This window comes from Thalassobacter sp. 16PALIMAR09 (genome assembly GCF_000765485.1).
GTDB classification, from domain to species: Bacteria; Pseudomonadota; Alphaproteobacteria; order Rhodobacterales; family Rhodobacteraceae; genus Thalassobacter; species Thalassobacter stenotrophicus.
On sequence record NZ_JHAK01000002.1, the window covers coordinates 279403 to 297645 of the forward strand.

At 61.2% G+C, this 18243-nt stretch carries 14 protein-coding genes and 1 pseudogene; 11 read left to right on the forward strand and 4 right to left on the reverse strand.

The window, feature by feature from the left end; translation table 11 throughout:
* Positions 1-196: 196 nt before the first annotated feature.
* From hisG to hisS, 3 genes are read right to left on the reverse strand one after another with little or no spacing between them, the layout of a single operon-like run.
* A complete protein-coding gene (gene hisG / locus PM04_RS05290) occupies positions 197-886 on the reverse strand; it encodes an ATP phosphoribosyltransferase (RefSeq protein WP_038004382.1) in 690 nt (229 codons plus the stop codon).
* On the reverse strand, positions 883-1995 hold the full coding sequence (locus PM04_RS05295; RefSeq protein WP_038004384.1) for an ATP phosphoribosyltransferase regulatory subunit: 1113 nt from the start codon (positions 1993-1995) through the stop codon (positions 883-885). The genes hisG and PM04_RS05295 overlap by 4 nt, the downstream gene beginning before the upstream one ends.
* Positions 1980-3458: a histidine--tRNA ligase gene (gene hisS, locus PM04_RS05300; protein ID WP_038004387.1), complete on the reverse strand. Its 1479-nt coding sequence runs from the start codon at positions 3456-3458 to the stop codon at positions 1980-1982. The genes PM04_RS05295 and hisS overlap by 16 nt, the downstream gene beginning before the upstream one ends.
* Before the next feature lie 88 nt (positions 3459-3546).
* On the opposite strand from hisS, the gene PM04_RS05305 reads away from it, so the two are divergent.
* On the forward strand, positions 3547-3756 hold the full coding sequence (locus tag PM04_RS05305; RefSeq protein WP_038004389.1) for a SlyX family protein: 210 nt from the start codon (positions 3547-3549) through the stop codon (positions 3754-3756).
* A gap of 106 nt (positions 3757-3862) precedes the next feature.
* Here the strand turns inward: PM04_RS05305 and PM04_RS05310 are convergent, their stop codons facing one another.
* A complete protein-coding gene (locus PM04_RS05310) occupies positions 3863-4294 on the reverse strand; it encodes a DUF1489 family protein (protein ID WP_038004391.1) in 432 nt (143 codons plus the stop codon).
* Positions 4295-4392: 98 nt separating this feature from the next.
* On the opposite strand from PM04_RS05310, the gene PM04_RS05315 reads away from it, so the two are divergent.
* From PM04_RS05315 to PM04_RS05360, 10 genes and pseudogenes are all read left to right on the forward strand, one after another.
* Positions 4393-6681, forward strand: coding sequence for an adenosylcobalamin-dependent ribonucleoside-diphosphate reductase (locus PM04_RS05315; RefSeq protein ID WP_038004393.1), 2289 nt, complete (start codon positions 4393-4395; stop codon positions 6679-6681).
* A 122-nt stretch (positions 6682-6803) separates the two neighbouring features.
* Positions 6804-7964 (forward strand): acyl-CoA dehydrogenase family protein, encoded by a 1161-nt coding sequence (locus PM04_RS05320; protein ID WP_038004395.1) that lies wholly within the window; start codon positions 6804-6806, stop codon positions 7962-7964.
* Between the two features lie 58 nt (positions 7965-8022).
* The gene (locus tag PM04_RS05325) at positions 8023-9954 is read left to right on the forward strand and encodes an acetate--CoA ligase family protein (RefSeq protein ID WP_234702809.1); all 1932 of its coding nucleotides are present in this window, start codon (positions 8023-8025) and stop codon (positions 9952-9954) included.
* On the forward strand, positions 9955-10737 hold the full coding sequence (locus PM04_RS05330) for a carnitinyl-CoA dehydratase (RefSeq protein WP_038004397.1): 783 nt from the start codon (positions 9955-9957) through the stop codon (positions 10735-10737).
* A gap of 78 nt (positions 10738-10815) precedes the next feature.
* Positions 10816-11718: pseudogene (locus tag PM04_RS05335) on the forward strand (3-keto-5-aminohexanoate cleavage protein); the annotation flags it as partial.
* Between the two features lie 209 nt (positions 11719-11927).
* Entirely contained in the window at positions 11928-12680 is a 753-nt protein-coding gene (locus tag PM04_RS05340; RefSeq protein WP_038004400.1) for an SDR family oxidoreductase, read from the forward strand.
* Entirely contained in the window at positions 12677-14092 is a 1416-nt protein-coding gene (locus tag PM04_RS05345; RefSeq protein WP_038004403.1) for a carnitine 3-dehydrogenase, read from the forward strand. The genes PM04_RS05340 and PM04_RS05345 overlap by 4 nt, the downstream gene beginning before the upstream one ends.
* A gap of 200 nt (positions 14093-14292) precedes the next feature.
* Entirely contained in the window at positions 14293-15330 is a 1038-nt protein-coding gene (locus tag PM04_RS05350; protein WP_038004405.1) for a YeeE/YedE family protein, read from the forward strand.
* 566 nt (positions 15331-15896) lie between these two features.
* Positions 15897-16517, forward strand: a complete 621-nt coding sequence (gene rpsD / locus PM04_RS05355; protein ID WP_038004408.1) for a 30S ribosomal protein S4 — start codon at positions 15897-15899, stop codon at positions 16515-16517.
* Between the two features lie 246 nt (positions 16518-16763).
* Positions 16764-18179 carry a homospermidine synthase gene (locus PM04_RS05360; protein WP_038004411.1) on the forward strand — a complete coding sequence of 472 codons (1416 nt, stop codon included), beginning with the start codon at positions 16764-16766 and terminating at the stop codon, positions 18177-18179.
* Positions 18180-18243 lie beyond the last annotated feature (64 nt).

Here is an 18243-nt window from a genome sequence, read left to right on the forward strand (position 1 = left end):
TTTAATACATATTAATGCAATGACCAGATGGGCGTTGCAGCAAGACACCCGTGTGCCACAAAATAAAGGGATGCCCCTCTACATTTTGTGGTTAGCGCGATATGGTGCGAAATTAATTTCAGTTAATTATCAGTAAGATAACCTGGCCCTTTGTTGCGCGTGCACAACAATAGGACATAAGGCGTGACCTATCGGGTCAGAGGCCCAGAATACCCTCAAGCCGCTTCAACTCAGCCCGGTCCTCAGTTGTCCAATCCGCCGCGCGCGCGCGGAACAGGGTCGCTTGGCTTTGGTGGATCGGCTCGCCACCCAATACTTTCAGGTGGTTCGCGCGCAGCGTTTCCCCGGTTGATGTGATGTCCGCGATCGCCTCTGCCGTCTCATTCTTGACGGTGCCCTCCGTCGCGCCTTGGCTGTCGACCAGCTGATAGTCGGCCACGCCCGCGTCGCGCAGGTAGTCGCGCACCAGACGGTGGTATTTCGTGGCAATCCGCAGGCGGTGACCATGCTGCGCGCGAAACGCGGCGGCAACCGCGTCCAGATCATCCAGCGTGTCCACATCCGCCCAAGCGACTGGCACCGCAAGGATCAGGTCCGCATGACCAAAACCCATCAACGCAAGCTCTTCGACACGCTGGTCCCATAGGCTCAACTTTTCGCGCACAAGGTCCGACCCCGTGACGCCCAAATGAATGCGCCCAGCGGACAATTCGCGCGGAATTTCACCAGCCGAAAGCAACACCAACTCGATGTCTGCGCCTTCAACTGCCCCGGCATATTCCCGCTCGGACCCGGTGCGCGACAGCGTCAGCCCACGTTTGCCAAACCATTGAAATGTCTTTTCCATGAGCCGCCCCTTGGACGGCACCCCCAGCTTCAGCGTCATGTGAGGTTCTCCCGCATTTGGCGGACTAGGGCGGGGCGGATGACGCCGCCCACAGCAGGGATCGCGCGGCCTTGGCCCAGCACCGAGGTCAGCGCGTCATAGCGCCCGCCAGTCGCGACAGGGGGCAGGTGCGGCGCGCCGGTAAAGCCGAACACGAAGCCGTCGTAATACTCCATTGAGGTGCGCCCATAGGTGGCCTCAAACGGGATGTCGGCGATGGTGATACCCGCCGCATCCAACGCTTCGAGCCGAGCCTCAAACATGTCGGTCGCATCCGAAATGGCGGGCAGGTCGATGGCGATATCGCGCAGAATTTGCAGTGCGCCGGACAGTGGTGCTTTTAGGTCCAAAACCGCGTCAATCACGTCTGCCTCGGCCTCACCGATGGGCGGGGTGGCGGCGTCGATCCGAAGGGCCTCGATCCGGTCCGCGACTTCCTGCGGGCCGCGCTTACCGACCTGTACGGCATCGCTCGCGACGGCCAAGGCCGCGCGCGGGTCCGCGATCAGGGCGGCGCGGTGCGCGGGCACGGACGTGCGGCCCGTAAAGCGGTCCAGCAGCGTGCGGAACCGGCGCGGACGCCAGATGTGGCGGCGCAGTGCGGCGCGGCGGCGTTCCGATGTGGACAGCCCATTTACGACCGCGATCAGGATACCAATGTCCCCGGTTACAGCCCGTAGGTTGAGCGGCGAAAGCACCTCTGAAAACAGAGAAAACACCTCAGCGTCGGCGCGGGCGGGATCGGTGCGATCAAACAGCTCAAAGCCAACCTGTAGGTATTCACGCGCGCGGGTTGCGTCGCTTTCTTGCTTGCGAAACACCTCACCCATATAGGCGTAGCGCGCGGGTTCGGGGCCTCCGGCCTCGATGTTGTCCATGTGCATCTGCACGACAGGCACGGTAAAATCCGGGCGCAGCATCATCTCACCCTGATCGGGGTCTTGGGTGATAAAGGCACGGCCGCGAATGTCTTCGCCGTAGAGGTCCAACAGCGTTTCGGCAGGTTGCAAAAGGTCCGTTTCCACCGGCGTGGCACCGGCGTGTTTGAACGCCTCTAGCACCCGTGCGGCTTCGGCCCGGTCTGCGGTTTTATCTATTGCTCCAGGCACTTGCGAACCTCTTCCACCAGATCGTCGCGCGAAATCTCGCGTTGGGCGGGCTGGGCTTTCCATTCCTCAAGGCTCGCGCTTTCGGCGATTTTGGCCCCAAGGATCAGGTCCTTGATCTGCACAACGCCGCGCTCAGCCTCATCCGAGCCTTGGATGATCGCCACAGGGCTGAGCCGCTTGTCCGCATATTTCAGCTGGTTGCCAAAGTTCTTGGGGTTGCCCAAGTACACCTCGGCGCGGATGCCGGCGGCGCGCAGCTCAGACACCATCTGTTGGTAGTCCGACATGCGGGCCTTATCCATGACCGTTACTACCACGGGGCCGGGCGGGGTTGCGGCGGTGCGACCCTTCATACGTAGGGCGGCCAGCAAGCGATCAACGCCGATGGACACGCCAGTTGCGGGAACCTCTTGGCCAGTGAACCGTTGCACGAGGCCGTTGTAGCGACCGCCCCCTGCGACCGAGCCGAACTGCCGCGGACGGCCCTTTTCGTCTTTGATCTCAAAGGTGAGTTCGGCTTCGTAGACCGGGCCTGTGTAGTAGCCGAGGCCGCGCACGACGGAGGGGTCGATCACGATTCTGTCGGCGGCGTAGCCTTGGGCTTCGAGCAGGGACGCGATTGTTTGCAGCTCTTCTACGCCCTCGGTGCCCACGGCGCTGTCGCCGATGGCGGCGCGTAGGTTGGCGAGTGTGTCGGCCGAGGTCGCGCCCTTGGATGTCAGGAACGCGAGGACCGGTTCGGCCTGTGCGTCGGTCAAACCAACTCCGTCGATGTAGGCACCGGAAGCGTCCAGGCGCCCCTTGCCCAGCAGTTCGCGCACGCCGGCCTCACCGACTTTGTCGAACTTGTCGATGGTGCGCAAAACGTCGGCCTGTTGGGCGTCATCTGTGACGCCTGTGGCCTCTAGCACGCCGTTGAGGACTTTGCGGTTATTGATCCGGATCAGGTAGTCGCCGCGCGGGATGCCCACGGCCTCTAGCGTGTCCGAGAGCATCGCGCAGATTTCGGCGTCTGCGGCGACCGAAGGCGCGCCAACGGTATCGGCATCGCACTGATAAAACTGGCGGAACCGACCTGGGCCGGGTTTTTCGTTGCGCCAAACGGGACCCATCGCAAAGCGACGATAGGGCATCGGCAGATCATTGCGGTGTTGCGCATAGACGCGGGCCAGAGGCGCGGTCAGGTCATAGCGCAGGGCCATCCAGTCGCCCTTGTCGTTCTCATCGGCTTCTTGCCACGCAAAGACGCCCTCATTGGGGCGGTCCACGTCGGGGAGGAATTTGCCCAAGGCTTCGACCGTTTCCACGGCAGAAGATTCGAGCGCCTCAAACCCATACAGGTGGTAGACAGCGGCGATCTGATCCAACATAGCCTTGCGCTCGGACACCTCGGTGCCGAAATAGTCGCGAAAGCCCTTGGGCGGTTCGGCCTTGGGGCGCGGGGATTTCTTGGGTTTGGCCATGGGTCGGTCCGATGTTTGATCAGGTGCCCCGCCTTTACCCGCCCCGGTACGTGGGGGCAAGCAATGGGACAATTGGACGAGGTGAGAGATGAGTGATGTAGAAATGATTGCGTTGCAGGAAAAGGTGGCGCACCTGACCCGTGTGGTCGAGGATTTGTCAGATGTTGTGGCCGGGCACGCCAAGACATTGGACATCGCGGAGCGTCGGATTGAGGCGTTGATGCGCCGCGCCGCCGAGAGCGAATTGGATGCGGGGGGCACCGTGCCCCTAGCTGATCAACGCCCGCCGCATTGGTAGGCCGCTCGGTTAATGCAAGCTGAGCGTGTCGGGATCTGGGGCGAGGCCCCAGATGGCTGCTGGCGCGGCGTTTGAGTATTTTTGGAACAAAGGAGGCGGGGCGGCGTTAGAGCAGCCCGATGTCTGCCAGCTCGCGCGCGAGTGTGTCGGGCAGGGGGTCGTCAGCCTCACGGCCTTCGCGCAGGTCTAGGGGGGCGTCGGCAGCTTGGAGGTAGCGCCAGCCTTGGAACGGGCGTTTGGGAGCGGGCGTGACGCGGGTGATCGTGGGGTCCAGCACGATGCCGCAGCGGCGGATACCGTCGTGGCCGATTACCTCATCGAAGCGAACGATAGGTTGGCGGCAGAGCACCAAGCCTTTGAATACCCAGTAGAGTGAGCCTTGGCCCACGATCTCGGCTTCGCGTTTGGGCCACATGCGTGTGACATGGCGTGGCTGGCCATCGGGGCCTTTGGCGCGGGGGTGGTTTTGCCACGCCAGAAGGTCCTCAACCGCTTCTGCTCCAACGCAGAGTTTGATAAGATGCACAGGCTTATCCACAGAGTCGTCCCCATAATTCACAACATATGGTAGTGGATTTTGAGGGGTCTTCAAGCTATTGTGTGTCTCCGCCGTTATTGAAAACAAGGATCACTGCCATGACCCGTTTTACCGCTCCGATTGCTGAACAGATTTGGGATATGAAGTATCGGTTCAAGGAGGCGGATGGGACGCCGCTGGATCATTCGGTGGAGGACACGTGGCGGCGGATTGCCCGGGCTTTGGCAGCGGTTGAGGCAGAGCCGGAGGTTTGGGAACCTCGGTTCTATGCCGCTTTGGAGGATTTCAAGTATTTGCCCGCGGGCCGCATTACGGCGGGGGCAGGGACTGCGCGGTCGGTGACGTTGTTCAATTGTTTCGTCATGGGCACGGTCCCCGACAGCATGGGCGGAATTTTCGACATGCTGAAGGAGGCCGCGCTGACGATGCAGCAGGGTGGTGGGATCGGCTACGATTTTTCGACCATCCGGCCCAAGGGCGCGAGCGTGACGGGTGTGGCGGCGGATGCCAGTGGGCCTTTGTCGTTTATGGATGTGTGGGATTCGATGTGCCGCACTATTATGTCGGCGGGGTCCCGGCGGGGGGCGATGATGGCCACGATGCGGTGCGACCACCCCGACATTATTGACTTTATCGAAGCCAAGTCGGACCCGGCGCGGCTGCGCATGTTCAACGTAAGCGTGTTGGTCACGGACGCCTTTATGGAGGCGGTGAAGGCCGATGCTCCGTGGGATTTGGTGTTTGACGGGCGGGTGTACCGCACGTTGGATGCGCGTGATCTGTGGAACCGGATTATGCAGGCGACGTTCGAATACGCCGAGCCGGGGGTGATTTTCATCGACCGGATCAACGCGGCCAACAACCTGAATTATTGCGAGACGATTGCGGCAACGAACCCTTGTGGGGAGCAACCCTTGCCGCCCTATGGGGCCTGTTTGCTGGGTTCGGTGAATATGGCGCGGCTGGTGGATCGGCCATTTGAGGACGGGGCGGATTTGGATGAGGAGGCTTTGGTTTCCTTGGTCGGGACCGCCGTGCGGATGATGGACAACGTGGTTGATGCCTCACGCTTTCCGCTAGAGGCGCAGGCCGCTGAGGCGCGGGCCAAGCGGCGCATTGGACTGGGCGTGACCGGATTGGCGGATGCGTTGTTGATGGTCGGTGCGCGCTATGGCTCGGAGGAGGCGGCGCGTCTGACGGACCGCTGGTTGCACCGGATTGCGCGCGCCGCATACCTTGCGTCGGTGCAATTGGCACAGGAAAAGGGGCCGTTTCCGTTGTTTGACGCGGAGGCCTATTTGGCCAGCGGCACGATGGAGGCGATGGATGACGACGTGCGCGACGCCATCCGCACCCATGGGATTCGCAACGCGCTGCTGACCTCGATTGCGCCGACGGGGACGATTTCGTTGTACGCGGGAAATGTGAGTTCGGGCATCGAGCCGGTGTTCGCCTATGCTTATACGCGCAAAGTGTTGCAAAAGGACGGGTCGCGGACCGAAGAAGAGGTCGTGGACTACGCCGTCCAGATGTGGCGCGAAAAGTTTGGCGACCGGGAGCTGCCCGATTACTTTGTGAATGCCCAAACTCTTGCGCCACAAGACCACGTGCGGATGCAGGCGGCGGCGCAAAAATGGATCGATTCGAGTATCTCAAAGACGATCAATTGCCCCGAAGACATCAGCTTTGAGGATTTTAAGGACGTCTACATGGCGGCTTGGGATCAGGGCTGTAAGGGCTGCACGACCTATCGGCCCAATGCGGTGACCGGGTCGGTGTTGAGCGTGTCGGAGGATAAGCAGGACCTGAGCGCGGCGGCGCCTGAGGCTCGTAGTGACACGTCTGAGGGCGCAGAAGTGGTCCACCTCTCGGAGCCGTTGCGGCGGCCGGCTTCGTTGGAGGGGCAGACCTATAAGGTGAAGTGGCCCAACACCGAGCATGCTATTTACATCACCATCAATGACGTGATCCTGAACGGGCATCGGCGTCCGTTTGAGGTGTTCATCAACTCCAAGAACATGGAGCATTTTGCGTGGACAGTTGCGTTGACGCGGATGATTTCGGCGGTGTTCCGGCGGGGCGGGGATGTGTCGTTCGTGGTGGAGGAATTGAAGGCGGTATTTGATCCGCGCGGGGGCGCTTGGATTGAGGGCAAGTATATCCCGTCGATCCTTGCGGCGATTGGCGGGGTGATTGAGCAGCATCTGATCTCAATCGGGTTCATTGAGGGTGAGGGGATGGGCCTAAAGGCTGATCCTAAGGCCGAGGTCGTTAACCTGCCCGGACAAGGGGCGGGACCTGCCTGTCCGAGTTGTGGGCAATACGGGATGCAGATGATCGAAGGCTGCATGACGTGCCGGGATTGTGGCCATTCAAAGTGCGGCTGAGGGCGTGGTGCGCGGCCCCTATGGGCCAAAAGAAGGGTGCCGCAAACTGGCCTTTTGGTGTCTGAAATAGGCTGACCTCAAAATGGTTGCTCGCTAGGCTGCTCCCAAAACAGGGGGTGACCATGCACTTTGGGTTGAGCGATGAGCAGCAGATGATCGTGGATACGGTCCGGTCGTTTGTAGAGGCCGAGATCTATCCGCATGAGGCGGAGGTTGAGCGGACCGGCGAGGTGCCGCCCGCCGTCGCCGAAGCTATCAAGGCAAAGACTCTTGAGTTGGGCTTTTACGCCTGTAATTTCCCGCAAGAGGTTGGCGGCGCTGGGCTAAACCACGTGGATTTCGCGCTTGTGGAGCGTGAGTTGGGCCGTGGGTCCATGGCGTTGACGCATTTCTTTGGGCGGCCACAAAACATCCTGATGGCCTGCGAAGGTGAACAGCGTGAGCGGTACCTGCTGCCAGCGGTGCGTGGGGAGCGGATGGACGCGCTTGCGATGACGGAACCCGGCGCGGGCTCGGACGTGCGGGGCATGACTTGCGCCGCGGTGCGCGACGGTGGCGACTGGGTCTTGAACGGGACCAAGCATTTTATCTCGGGGGCGGAACACGCGGATTTCGTGATTGTGTTTGTCGCGACGGGTGAGGATCAAACCCCCAAGGGGCCCAAAAAACGGATTACGACGTTTTTGGTGGATCGGGGCACGCCGGGGTTCACGATCCGGGATGGATACAAGAGCGTCAGCCATCGCGGCTACAAGAATATGATCCTAGAATTCGACAATTGTCGCCTGCCGGATGCCCAAGTCTTGGGCGAGGTGGATGGTGGTTTTGCGGTGATGAACGAGTGGCTTTATGCGACGCGGATCACGGTGGCCGCGATGGCAGTGGGCCGGGCGCGGCGGTGTTTTGATCTGGGGCTGAATTACGCCGCTGAGCGTCGGCAGTTCGGGCAGGCGATTGGCAAGTTTCAGGGGGTGAGTTTTCAGCTAGCGGACATGGTCACGGAGATTGACGCCGCCGATTACCTGACGCTTGCGAGCGCGTGGCGATTGGATGAGGGGCTGCCCGCGAACCGTGAAATCGCGAGTGCGAAGCTCTATGCCTCGGAGATGCTGGCGCGGGTCACGGATGCTGTGTTGCAGATCCATGGGGGGATGGGCTTGATGGATGATTACCCCATTGAGCGGTTCTGGCGTGATGCGCGGGTGGAGCGCATTTGGGATGGGACGAGCGAAATTCAGCGCCACATTATCTCGCGCGAGTTGTTGCGGCCCTTGGAGGGCTGAGGGGGTGGGAGCCTCCGGCGGAAGTATTTCGGGAACAAAGGATGGGTTGGGGCGGCTTTTGCGGCCGCAGTCCATTGCGGTGGTGGGGGGCGGCGCGTGGTGTGCGTCGGTCCTTGGGAATTGCCGGGAGTTTGACGGGCCTGTGTGGTGGGTGCACCCCACCCGCGGGGATGTCGCGCGGGTCGAGGATTTGCCGGGCGTGCCGGATGCGGTGTTTTTGGGCGTGAACCGTGAGGCGACCGTAGAAGCGGTGGCTGCGTTGTCTGGGATGGGGGCTGGGGGGGCTGTGTGCTTTGCCTCCGGCTTTTCGGAGGCAGTGGCGGAGTTAGCGGACGGCGGCGATATGCAGGCCGCGCTTTTGGCCGCGGCCGGAGAGATGCCGATATTGGGGCCTAATTGCTATGGGCTTTTGAACTATCTTGATGGGGTCGGATTGTGGCCCGATCAGCATGGTGGTGTGCCCGTGGAGCGAGGCGTGGCGATTGTGGCGCAGAGTTCCAACATCGCGCTCAACATCACAATGCAGGCGCGGGGATTGCCGATTGCCTATGTCGTGACGCTTGGAAATCAGGCGAGCCGGGGTGTGAGTGATGTGATTGCGGAGTTGGCGGCGGACCCTCGGGTGAGTGCGATTGGGCTGTACCTTGAGGGGATCGATGATTTGGAGCGGTTCGTGTCGGTTGCGCGGGATGTTGAGGTGCCGATCGTTGCGTTGAAGGTGGGGCGGTCGGCGCAGGCGCAGGCCGGGGCGGTATCGCACACGGCCTCTTTGGTTGGGTCAAGCGCCGGGGCGTCCGCGTTGTTTGCCCGCCTTGGGATCGGAGAGGTTGAGAGCCTGCCGGTTCTGTTGGAGGCGTTGAAACTGTTGCATTGCACGGGCGGTTTGGCGGGGTCGCGGGTTGTGTCGGCGTCCTGCTCGGGCGGTGAGGCGAGCCTGATGGCGGATTTGGGCGCGAGATTGGGCGTGACGTTCCCAGCGCTGGAACAGGGGCAGTCGGATGGGCTGCGCGCGGCGCTTGGCCCCAAGGTCGCGCTGGCCAACCCGTTGGATTACCACACCTACATTTGGGCTGATGTGCAGGCGATGGCTGCGACTTATTCCGCCATGATGGTGGGTAACGTGGATATGGGGCTGTTGGTGTTGGACTTTCCGCGTGGGGATCGATGCGACGTGGAGGCGTGGACGCCTGCGATTGAGGCGCTTGAGGCGGCGGCAGCGGCAAGTGATGCGCCCATGGGGTTAGTGTCGAGTTTGCCAGAGGCCTTGCCGGAGGATGTGGCGCAGCGGTTGATTGCACAGGGCATTGTGCCGTTTTCGGGCATGGCGGAGGCCTTGGCCGCGATTGCGGTGGTCGGCGCGATGGCGCGGGGTGACAGTGCGCGGCCCTTGGTGCCCGGCCCGCGTAGTGGTGTGCCCGTTGTGTGGGATGAGGCGCGATCCAAGGCGGCCTTGGCGGGCTATGGTGTGGCCGTTCCGCGTGGGGGTGGAGCTGGTCCGTTTGTGGTGAAGGCCACGGGGCTTGCGCACAAGACCGAGGCCGGGGGTGTGATGTTGAACGTCGCCGCGTGTGATTTGGCGCAGGCCAAGGTGGCGCTGGGCGGCGCGGTTTTGGTGGAGGAAATGGTCACCGACGCCGTGGTTGAAGTTTTGGTCGCTGTCGTCCGGGACCCCGCCCACGGGTTTGTCCTGACGCTAGGCGCTGGCGGGGTTGATGCGGAGTTGTGGGGTGACACGGTGCAACTGTTGGTGCCCAGCACTGCCGCCGAGATTGACGCGGCCCTCAGCCGCTTGGCTATTGCGCCGAAATTGGTGGGCTGGCGCGGGGCGCCGGGTGTGGACCGGGAGGGTCTTGTGGCTTTGGTGCAATCCGTGCAGGACTTCGCGCAGGCCCATGCGGATGCGTTGTGGGAAGTTGAGATTAACCCGGTGCTGTGTACGCCCACCCGCGCGGTGGCAGTGGACGCATTGGTGCGCATGGCGGAGGACTAAATGGACACCCCTTTTCACATCGAGCGTCGCGGGGGCGTGTTTGAATTCACGCTTAACCGACCCAAAGCCAATGCGATTGATCTGGAGACCAGCCGGGCCATGGGCGAGGCATTTACCGCGTTTCGGGACGACCCGGAGATGCGGGTGGCGTTAGTCACTGGAGCGGGAGAAAAGTTTTTCTGCCCGGGCTGGGATTTGAAAGCTGCGGCCGATGGTGATGCCGTCGATGGCGATTACGGGAAGGGCGGCTTTGGCGGTTTGCAGGAGCTGCGCGGGCTCAACAAGCCGGTGATCATGGCGGTGAATGGGATTTGCTGTGGTGGCGGGTTGGAGTTGGCCTTATCCGGCGACATTATCTTGGCCTCTGAGGGCGCGTCATTTGCATTGCCCGAGATACGCTCGGGCACTGTTGCGGATGCGGCGTCCATCAAGTTGCCCAAGCGTATTCCGTATCACATCGCAATGGAGATGTTGTTGACGGGACGCTGGCTAGAGGCTGAAGAGGCGGCGCGTTGGGGGTTGGTGAACCGGGTTGTAGCGGCTGAGGATTTGATGGCTGAGGCGCGGGCTTTGGCGGATAGTCTTGCGAGCGGGCCGCCGTTGGTGTTTGCGGCGATCAAAGAGGTTGTGCGCGAGGCGGAAGATATGAAATTCCAAGACGCGTTGCTGCGGATTAAATCCAGCCAGTTTGAGAGTGTGGAGCGATTGTATCGATCCGAGGATCAGTTGGAAGGTGCGCGCGCTTTTGCTGAAAAGCGCGATCCCGTATGGACGGGGCGCTAGGGTGGCCACAGATTTTTCGGGAAAAATCTGGCCTCCGGCGGGGATATTTTGAAACCAAAGATGACGAGGAAGTAAGACATGCCACTGACGATGAACCGGGAGGTGTTTGTCACCTGTGCTGTCACAGGGTCCGGCGGAACGCAGGATCGCAGTCCCCATGTGCCGCGCTCGCCTGCGCAGATTGCCGAAAGTGCGATTGACGCGGCGAAGGCCGGTGCAGCGGTTGTGCATTGCCATGTGCGAGATCCGGAGACCGGTGCGCCGTCGCGGGATTTGGGTTTGTACCGCGAAGTGACCGACCGGATCAGGGATGCGGATGTTGATGTGGTGTTGAACCTGACCGCCGGTATGGGGGGCGACATTGTGTTTGGCGGCGTTGAGGCGCCTTTGCCCGTGGTCGCCGGCACCGACATGGTGGGTGCGACCGAGCGGGTTGCGCATATTGCTGAGTGCCTGCCGGAGATTTGTACTCTGGATTGCGGCACGATGAACTTTGCCGAAGCTGACTACGTGATGACCAACACGCCCGGGATGTTGCGGGCGATGGGGCAGGCGATGACGGATTTGGGTGTGAAGCCCGAGATTGAGGCGTTTGACACCGGGCATCTTTGGTTTGCCAAGCAGCTGGTGGCGGAGGGCATTTTGACCTCTGATGCGTTGGTTCAATTGTGCATGGGCGTGCCTTGGGGGGCGCCGGATGATTTGAACACCTTCATGGCGATGGTCAATAACGTACCATCGGACTGGACGTTCAGTGCATTTGGGCTGGGGCGCAATCAGATGGCCTATGTTGCGGCGAGTGTTCTTGCGGGCGGCAACGTGCGGGTCGGTCTTGAGGACAACCTATGGCTTGAGAAGGGTGTTTTGGCCACGAATGCGCAGCTTGTTGAGCGTGCGGTTGGTGTGATCGAGGGCATGGGCGCGCGGGTGATTGGCCCCGCTGAGGTGCGTGAAAAGCTGGGGCTTGTGAAGCGCGCGCCGCGTGATGATCTGCGCGATGCGCGCAGTGTCGCGGCACCTGTGCCTGCGGCGGATGCGTCGGGGCGCAAGACCTGTCCCGAGTGTGGTCATGTGTTCCGTGGCAAGGGCTGGGATGGCATCGACACGCATTGGCATCTGAAGCACGAGGGCGTCATGCCATTTGATCAGGCTTGGCCTGCGATTGAGGCTGGCACGTATAAGTCGTCTTCATGACGCACGAAGGCGCGCGGGTTGTTATCACCGCTGGAGGCGCCGGGATCGGGGCCTGCTTGGCGCGGCGGTTTGAAGAGCAGGGGGCGCAGGTCGCCTATTGTGACGTCGATCCCGGCGAGGTGCCTGAAGGCATGTTGGGTGTCGCTGCTGACGTCACGGATGAAGCGCAGATGGCTGCGTTTTTCGCCCGCGTCGAGGAGACGATGGGCGGCGTCGATGTGTTGTGCGCCAACGCGGGCATTGGTGGCCCTGCAGCGGGCATTGCGGACATGAGCCTTGGGGATTGGCGCGCCACTTTGTCTGCCAATCTGGACGGCGCGTTTCTGGCTACGCGCTGGGCTGCGCCGTTGATGGCCGCGCAGGGGGCGGGGTCGATCATGCTGACGTCCTCGACGTCTGGGCTGTGGGGTGTGCCGACGCGCGCGCCCTATGTCGTTGCGAAATGGGGCGTGATTGGCTTGATGAAGACCCTCGCGATGGAGTTGGGCCCCGCCGGTGTGCGCGTCAATGCGGTGGCGCCGGGTGCGGTTGAAGGCCCTCGCATGGAGCGTGTCCTTGCCAAAGAAGCCGCCGCAAAGGGCTGCTCCGTTGAGGACATGCGCGCGCTTTATGCTGAGGGCACCTCCCTGCGGACGTGGGTCACCGCAGAGGACATCGCGGATATGGTTTTGTTTGTCACATCAGATGCGGGCAAGCGGATTTCAGGACAAACACTGGCCGTGGACGGCCATACGGAGCGGATGACATGAAGGCAGCGATTATTGGCGGCGGCGTAATTGGCGGCGGTTGGGCAGCACGGTTCTTGTTGAACGGATGGGATGTGGCTGTGGCCGATCCCGACCCAGAAGCAGAGCGCAAGATCAACGAAGTGTTGGCGGGCGCGCGGCGGTCCTTGCCTGCGGTGTATGACCGGGCGTTGCCAGCTGAGGGCACGCTAAGCTTTTGTGCGTTGGAGGACGCCTGTGCGGGCGCCGATTGGGTGCAGGAAAGCGTGCCGGAGCGGTTGGATATCAAACATGCCGTGCTGGACCGCGTGAATGCAGCGGCCCCGGATAGTGCCGTGATCGCGTCCTCGACCAGCGGGTTCAAGCCCTCTGAGTTGACGGCGCAGGGTGCGCGCTGCATCGTGGCGCATCCGTTTAACCCTGTGTATCTGCTGCCGCTGATTGAGCTGGTGGGCGACGTGCCTGCGGGTGCCGCCGATATGCTGCGCGGCGTTGGCTTTTCGCCCCTGCATGTGCGCAAAGAGATCGACGCGCATATTGCGGACCGTTTCCTTGAGGCCGTTTGGCGCGAGGCGCTTTGGCTGGTTAAGGACGGTATCGCGACCACTGAAGAGATTGATGAAGCGATCCGCATGGGCTTTGGCCTCCGGTGGGCGCAAATGGGGCTGTTTGAAACCTACCGCGTGGCGGGCGGTGAGGCCGGGATGAAGCACTTTATGGCGCAGTTCGGCCCCGCGTTGCAGTGGCCTTGGACCAAGCTGATGGATGTGCCCGAGTTTACGGATGAGCTGGTTGATCTGATCGCAGGGCAATCCGACGCGCAATCTGGGCATCTGAGCATTCGTGAGTTGGAACGTTTGCGCGACGACAACCTTGTGGGCATTTTGCGTAGCCTCAAGCGGACGAATGCTGCGGCGGGTGGTGTGATCGCCGCCCATGAGGCCAGCCTTCCGCAGCCTAGTGCGTCCTCTGAGGCTTTGCCCATTACCCAAGACCGCGTGATCCCGCAGACATGGACCGACTACAACGGGCACATGAATGAGGCGCACTACCTTGAGCTGGGCGCGGCGGCGACCGACCGCTTCATGGAGATGATCGGTGCTGATGCGGCCTACATCGCCGAGGGGCTGAGCTATTTTACCACAGAAAACCACTTGCAGTATCTGGATGAGATGCACGCCGGTGATCGGGTCCGGGTGAGCACTCAAGTGCTAGAGGGTGGCCCGAAAAAGATGCATTTGTTTCACCGGATGATGAATCCTGCCGGTGAGGTTGCGGCCACCATGGAGACGTTCCTTTTGCATGTTGATCTGGGCACGCGGCGCAGCGCGCCTGCGCGTGCGGATGTGGCCGAGGCGTTGGCTGCGTTTGAACAAGCGCATGCAGGGATGCCACGGCCCGAGGGCGCAGGGCGCTACGTGGGGCAGCGGGGCTAACCAGCCCCTTTGATCACGCAAAATAGGGACGCGCGTGTTGCCCAAGAGCTGGGCTGCACGGGCGTTGGTCTGCGATTTTTGTGAAAGCGGAACACGCGTTCTGTTTTGGCGGCGGGTATGGAATTTATTTCCGCGCAAAGGCTTTGTATTCTGCTTTGTGAGAACGCATATGGGGCGGACGCAAAGAAATAGGTGCGCCCATGCTGCTGGACTACATCCCCTCTGACCTGAATGTTCAACTTCTGTTTGGATTGGCGCTTGGCGTGCTGTTTGGCATCGCGGCGCAGATCACTCGGTTTTGTTTGCGGCGCTCGGTCGCTGGCGAAGAGGGCGTGGATCGGGCGGGCCTGTCCGTTTGGCTGCTCGCACTTGCGACAGCGATTGCGGCGGTGCAGTTCGCGGTGGGCGCGGGCTACGCCGTTTTGGACGAAAGCCGCTACCTCAACCCTGATATTCCGGCACTTGCGATTGTGCTGGGTGGGCTCGCTTTTGGGGTGGGGATGGTGCTGACGCGCGGTTGCGTGACGCGCCTGACGGTGCTGTCGGCGACCGGCAACATGCGCGCGCTGACGGTTTTGGTGGTGTTTGCCATCACGGCCCACGCGATGATGAAGGGCATTCTTGCGCCGCTGCGTACGACCCTTGGTGAAATCTCATTTGAGCTGCCGTTTGCTACAATCGCTGCGGTTCCGGGCATCAGTGTTGTGCTGCCGATTGGTCTGATCGCGGGCAGCGTATGGCTGGCGAAACGGGGCGGCGCCCCCGTGACGCATCTAGGCTTGGGGGCGCTTATTGGTCTGCTGGTGGCTGCGGGCTGGATCGGGACATCAACCCTGTTGATGGATGAGTTCGATCCGTCCCCTGTGCAATCCATCGCGTTTACCCTGCCTTGGACGGATAGTTTGTTTTGGGTCATCGCCTCAACGGCCATTCCCGCCGGGTTCGGCACGGGTCTGATCGGCGGCGTGATGGTTGGGGCGTTCTTAAGCGCACTTGTGCGGTCTGAGTTGGCCTTGGTCAGCTTCGCCGAGCCTCAGCAAACCGTGCGCTACGGCGCGGGCGGTGTGTTGATGGGTATTGGCGGGGTCTTGGCGGGCGGCTGCACGATTGGTGCGGGCCTGAGCGGCGTTGCCACCCTTAGCCTGTCGGCCATGCTGGCGCTGGTCGCGATTGTTACGGGCGCAGTTGTTGCGCGCTATGTGCTGGGCACGCGATCCGCAGGTGCGGTGCTGGCGTAGCGCGATCTGGGCGATTATCCACAATCTGCCCACAAAAAATCAACATATTTATCCACAGTAACGAATCACCCCCTTCCCAGGGTGATTCGGCTGTGTTAGCCTTATGGGAAGTTCTTTGAGCAGCCAGAAATAAGAACAGATACCGTAGGCAGGTGATAACAGGCCATGAGCATTCGCGGCGCAAGCCCGATGCTCAACACATTAGCGAACTCCCGGGGAGATGGTGGAACACCGCACCCGGGACGGACCTGTGAGAGACGCACCAATACGGTGTTGACCGGGCGCTTTGGGTTCCATGAGGGGAACCGGGCGCCTTTTGCTTTTCCCCCTATATACTGTGCGGCTGTCGGCTTTGTGGCGCCCGCGCCAAGGGTTAAAGCCTGTGCCAAGGCTATCGCGCTTGACTCCCCCCACATGGCCCCGTAAAGCCCGCCCATTCATTGGTGTTGGTGGCCCCTGCAAGGGGATGCCTGTCGGGGTACGCCCAAAGGACAACGCCCTTCTTGATGGTTCTGATGCGCCTCACCGCGTGCCAAAATCATCCTACATAACGAAGGAGAACAGCCGTGACCAAACGCACGTCTGCCAAGTACAAAATTGACCGCCGCATGGGCGAAAACATCTGGGGCCGCGCTAAATCCCCAGTGAACCGCCGCGAATATGGCCCCGGCCAGCACGGTCAGCGCCGCAAGGGCAAACTGTCCGACTTTGGTCTGCAGTTGCGCGCCAAGCAAAAACTGAAGGGTTACTACGGCGACCTGACAGAGAAACAATTCAAGCGCATCTTTGGTGAAGCTGCTCGTGTCAAAGGCGACACCGGTGAGAACCTGATCGGCCTGCTGGAGCGTCGTCTGGACGCTGTTGTGTACCGCGCCAAGTTCGTTGCAACCATCTTTGCTGCACGCCAATTCGTGAACCACGGCCACGTGACCGTGAACGGTAAGAAAGTGAACATCGCTTCCTACCGTGTGAACGAAGGCGACGTGATCGAAGTTCGTGAGAAGTCCAAGCAGATCGCAGTCGTGATCGAGGCTACTCAGCTGGCTGAGCGCGATGTTCCTGACTACATCGAAGCCGACCACAACAAAATGAAGGCGACGTTCGTGCGCACTCCTGGTCTGGGCGACGTGCCCTACGCGGTGCAAATGGAACCAAACCTCGTCATCGAATACTACGCTCAGAACTAATCTGACGCTGGTTGATGGATTTAAAGGCCGCTCCTTCGGGGGCGGCCTTTTGCGTTGGCGCTGTGGATGGGGTGCCTGCTGGGCGATGTTTCGGCAAATACGTCGCGTTCCATGGCTATCCTCTGTGGTTGGTTTCAGCCTATGAAGCCCGCACTGGCTGGCGCGTCCGTCTGTGACATCGCTCCAAGCCATTTCTTTCGGCCAAGCGCGGTCTATCTCGAACCGCACCAAGCAAGGAGCAGCGCGATGTCTCACCCAATTTATGCCCGTATTGATGGCCCCATTGTGATGATCGGTTTTGGGTCGATTGGTCGGGGGACGTTGCCCTTGATTGAGCGCCACTTTGACTATGACCGCGCGGCGTTTTCGGTGATTGAGCCGGGCGAGGCAGGGCAAAAGGAATTGGCGGCGCGGGGCATTACCTGTCATCCCGTGGCACTGACACCTGAGAATTACCGTGAGGTGCTGGGCAAGGTTTTGGAACCGGGCAAAGGGTTTTGCGTGAACCTGAGCGTCGATACCTCTTCGCTTGATTTGATGAAGTTCTGCCGCGAAATCGGCGTGCCCTATATCGACACCGTGGTGGAGCCATGGGCGGGCTTCTATTTCGACACCGAAGACAACGCCGCCCGCACCAATTACGCGCTGCGCCAAGCGGTGCGTGATGAGAAGGCCGCAAACCCGGGCGGGAGCACCGCCGTGTCGTGCTGTGGTGCGAACCCCGGGATGGTGTCGTGGTTTGTGAAAGCCGGCTTGATGACCTTGGCCCGGGATACGGGCCGTGAGATCGCCGCGCCTACGGACCGTGCAGGCTGGGCCGGATTGATGCAGTCGCTTGGCGTTAAGGGCGTGCACATCGCAGAGCGTGACACGCAGGCCCGCGAAACGCCGCGCCCCCGCGGTGTTTTTGTGAACACTTGGTCGGTTGAGGGTTTCATCGCCGAAGGCTTCCAGCCCGCTGAGTTGGGGTGGGGCACGCATGAGACATGGTTCCCGGAAAACGGCTATCGCCACAGTGAGGGGTGTCAGTCGTCTATCTGGCTGGACCGGCCGGGCGCGATCACGCGTGTGCACACCTGGTGCCCCACACCGGGGCCTCAGTTTGGGTTTTTGGTGACGCACAATGAGGCGATCTCGATCTCTGATTACTACACTGTGGGTGCTGCGGATGCGCCGGAGTTCCGGCCGACGTGCCACTATGCCTATCACCCTGCGGATGATGCCGTTTTGTCCCTGCATGAGATGTTCGGATCGGGACGCCAGCAGACCGAGCATGTAATCTTGGAGGTCGATGAGATCGTCGAGGGGATCGATGAGTTGGGTGTGCTGCTTTATGGGCATGAGAAGAATGCCCTGTGGTACGGATCGCGGCTGTCGAACGAAGAGACCAAAGCGTTGGCGCCCGATCAGAATGCGACCGGGTTGCAGGTGACCTCTGCGGTTTTGGCTGGGATGGTCTGGGCCTTAGAAAACCCCAATGCGGGTATCGTTGAGACCGACGAAATGGATCACGCTCGCTGTTTGGAGGTGCAAGTGCCCTACCTCGGCCCGGTCGAGGCGCATTATACCGATTGGACGCCATTGCAGGATCGCTGGCAGCATTTTCCCGAGGACATTGACGAAGCCGATCCTTGGTTGTTCCGCAACGTGCTCGCCAGTTAGATTTTTTGCCTCCGGCGGGGATATTTCGAAACCAAAGAAACGCAGGGGCAGGTGTGCGCGAGCG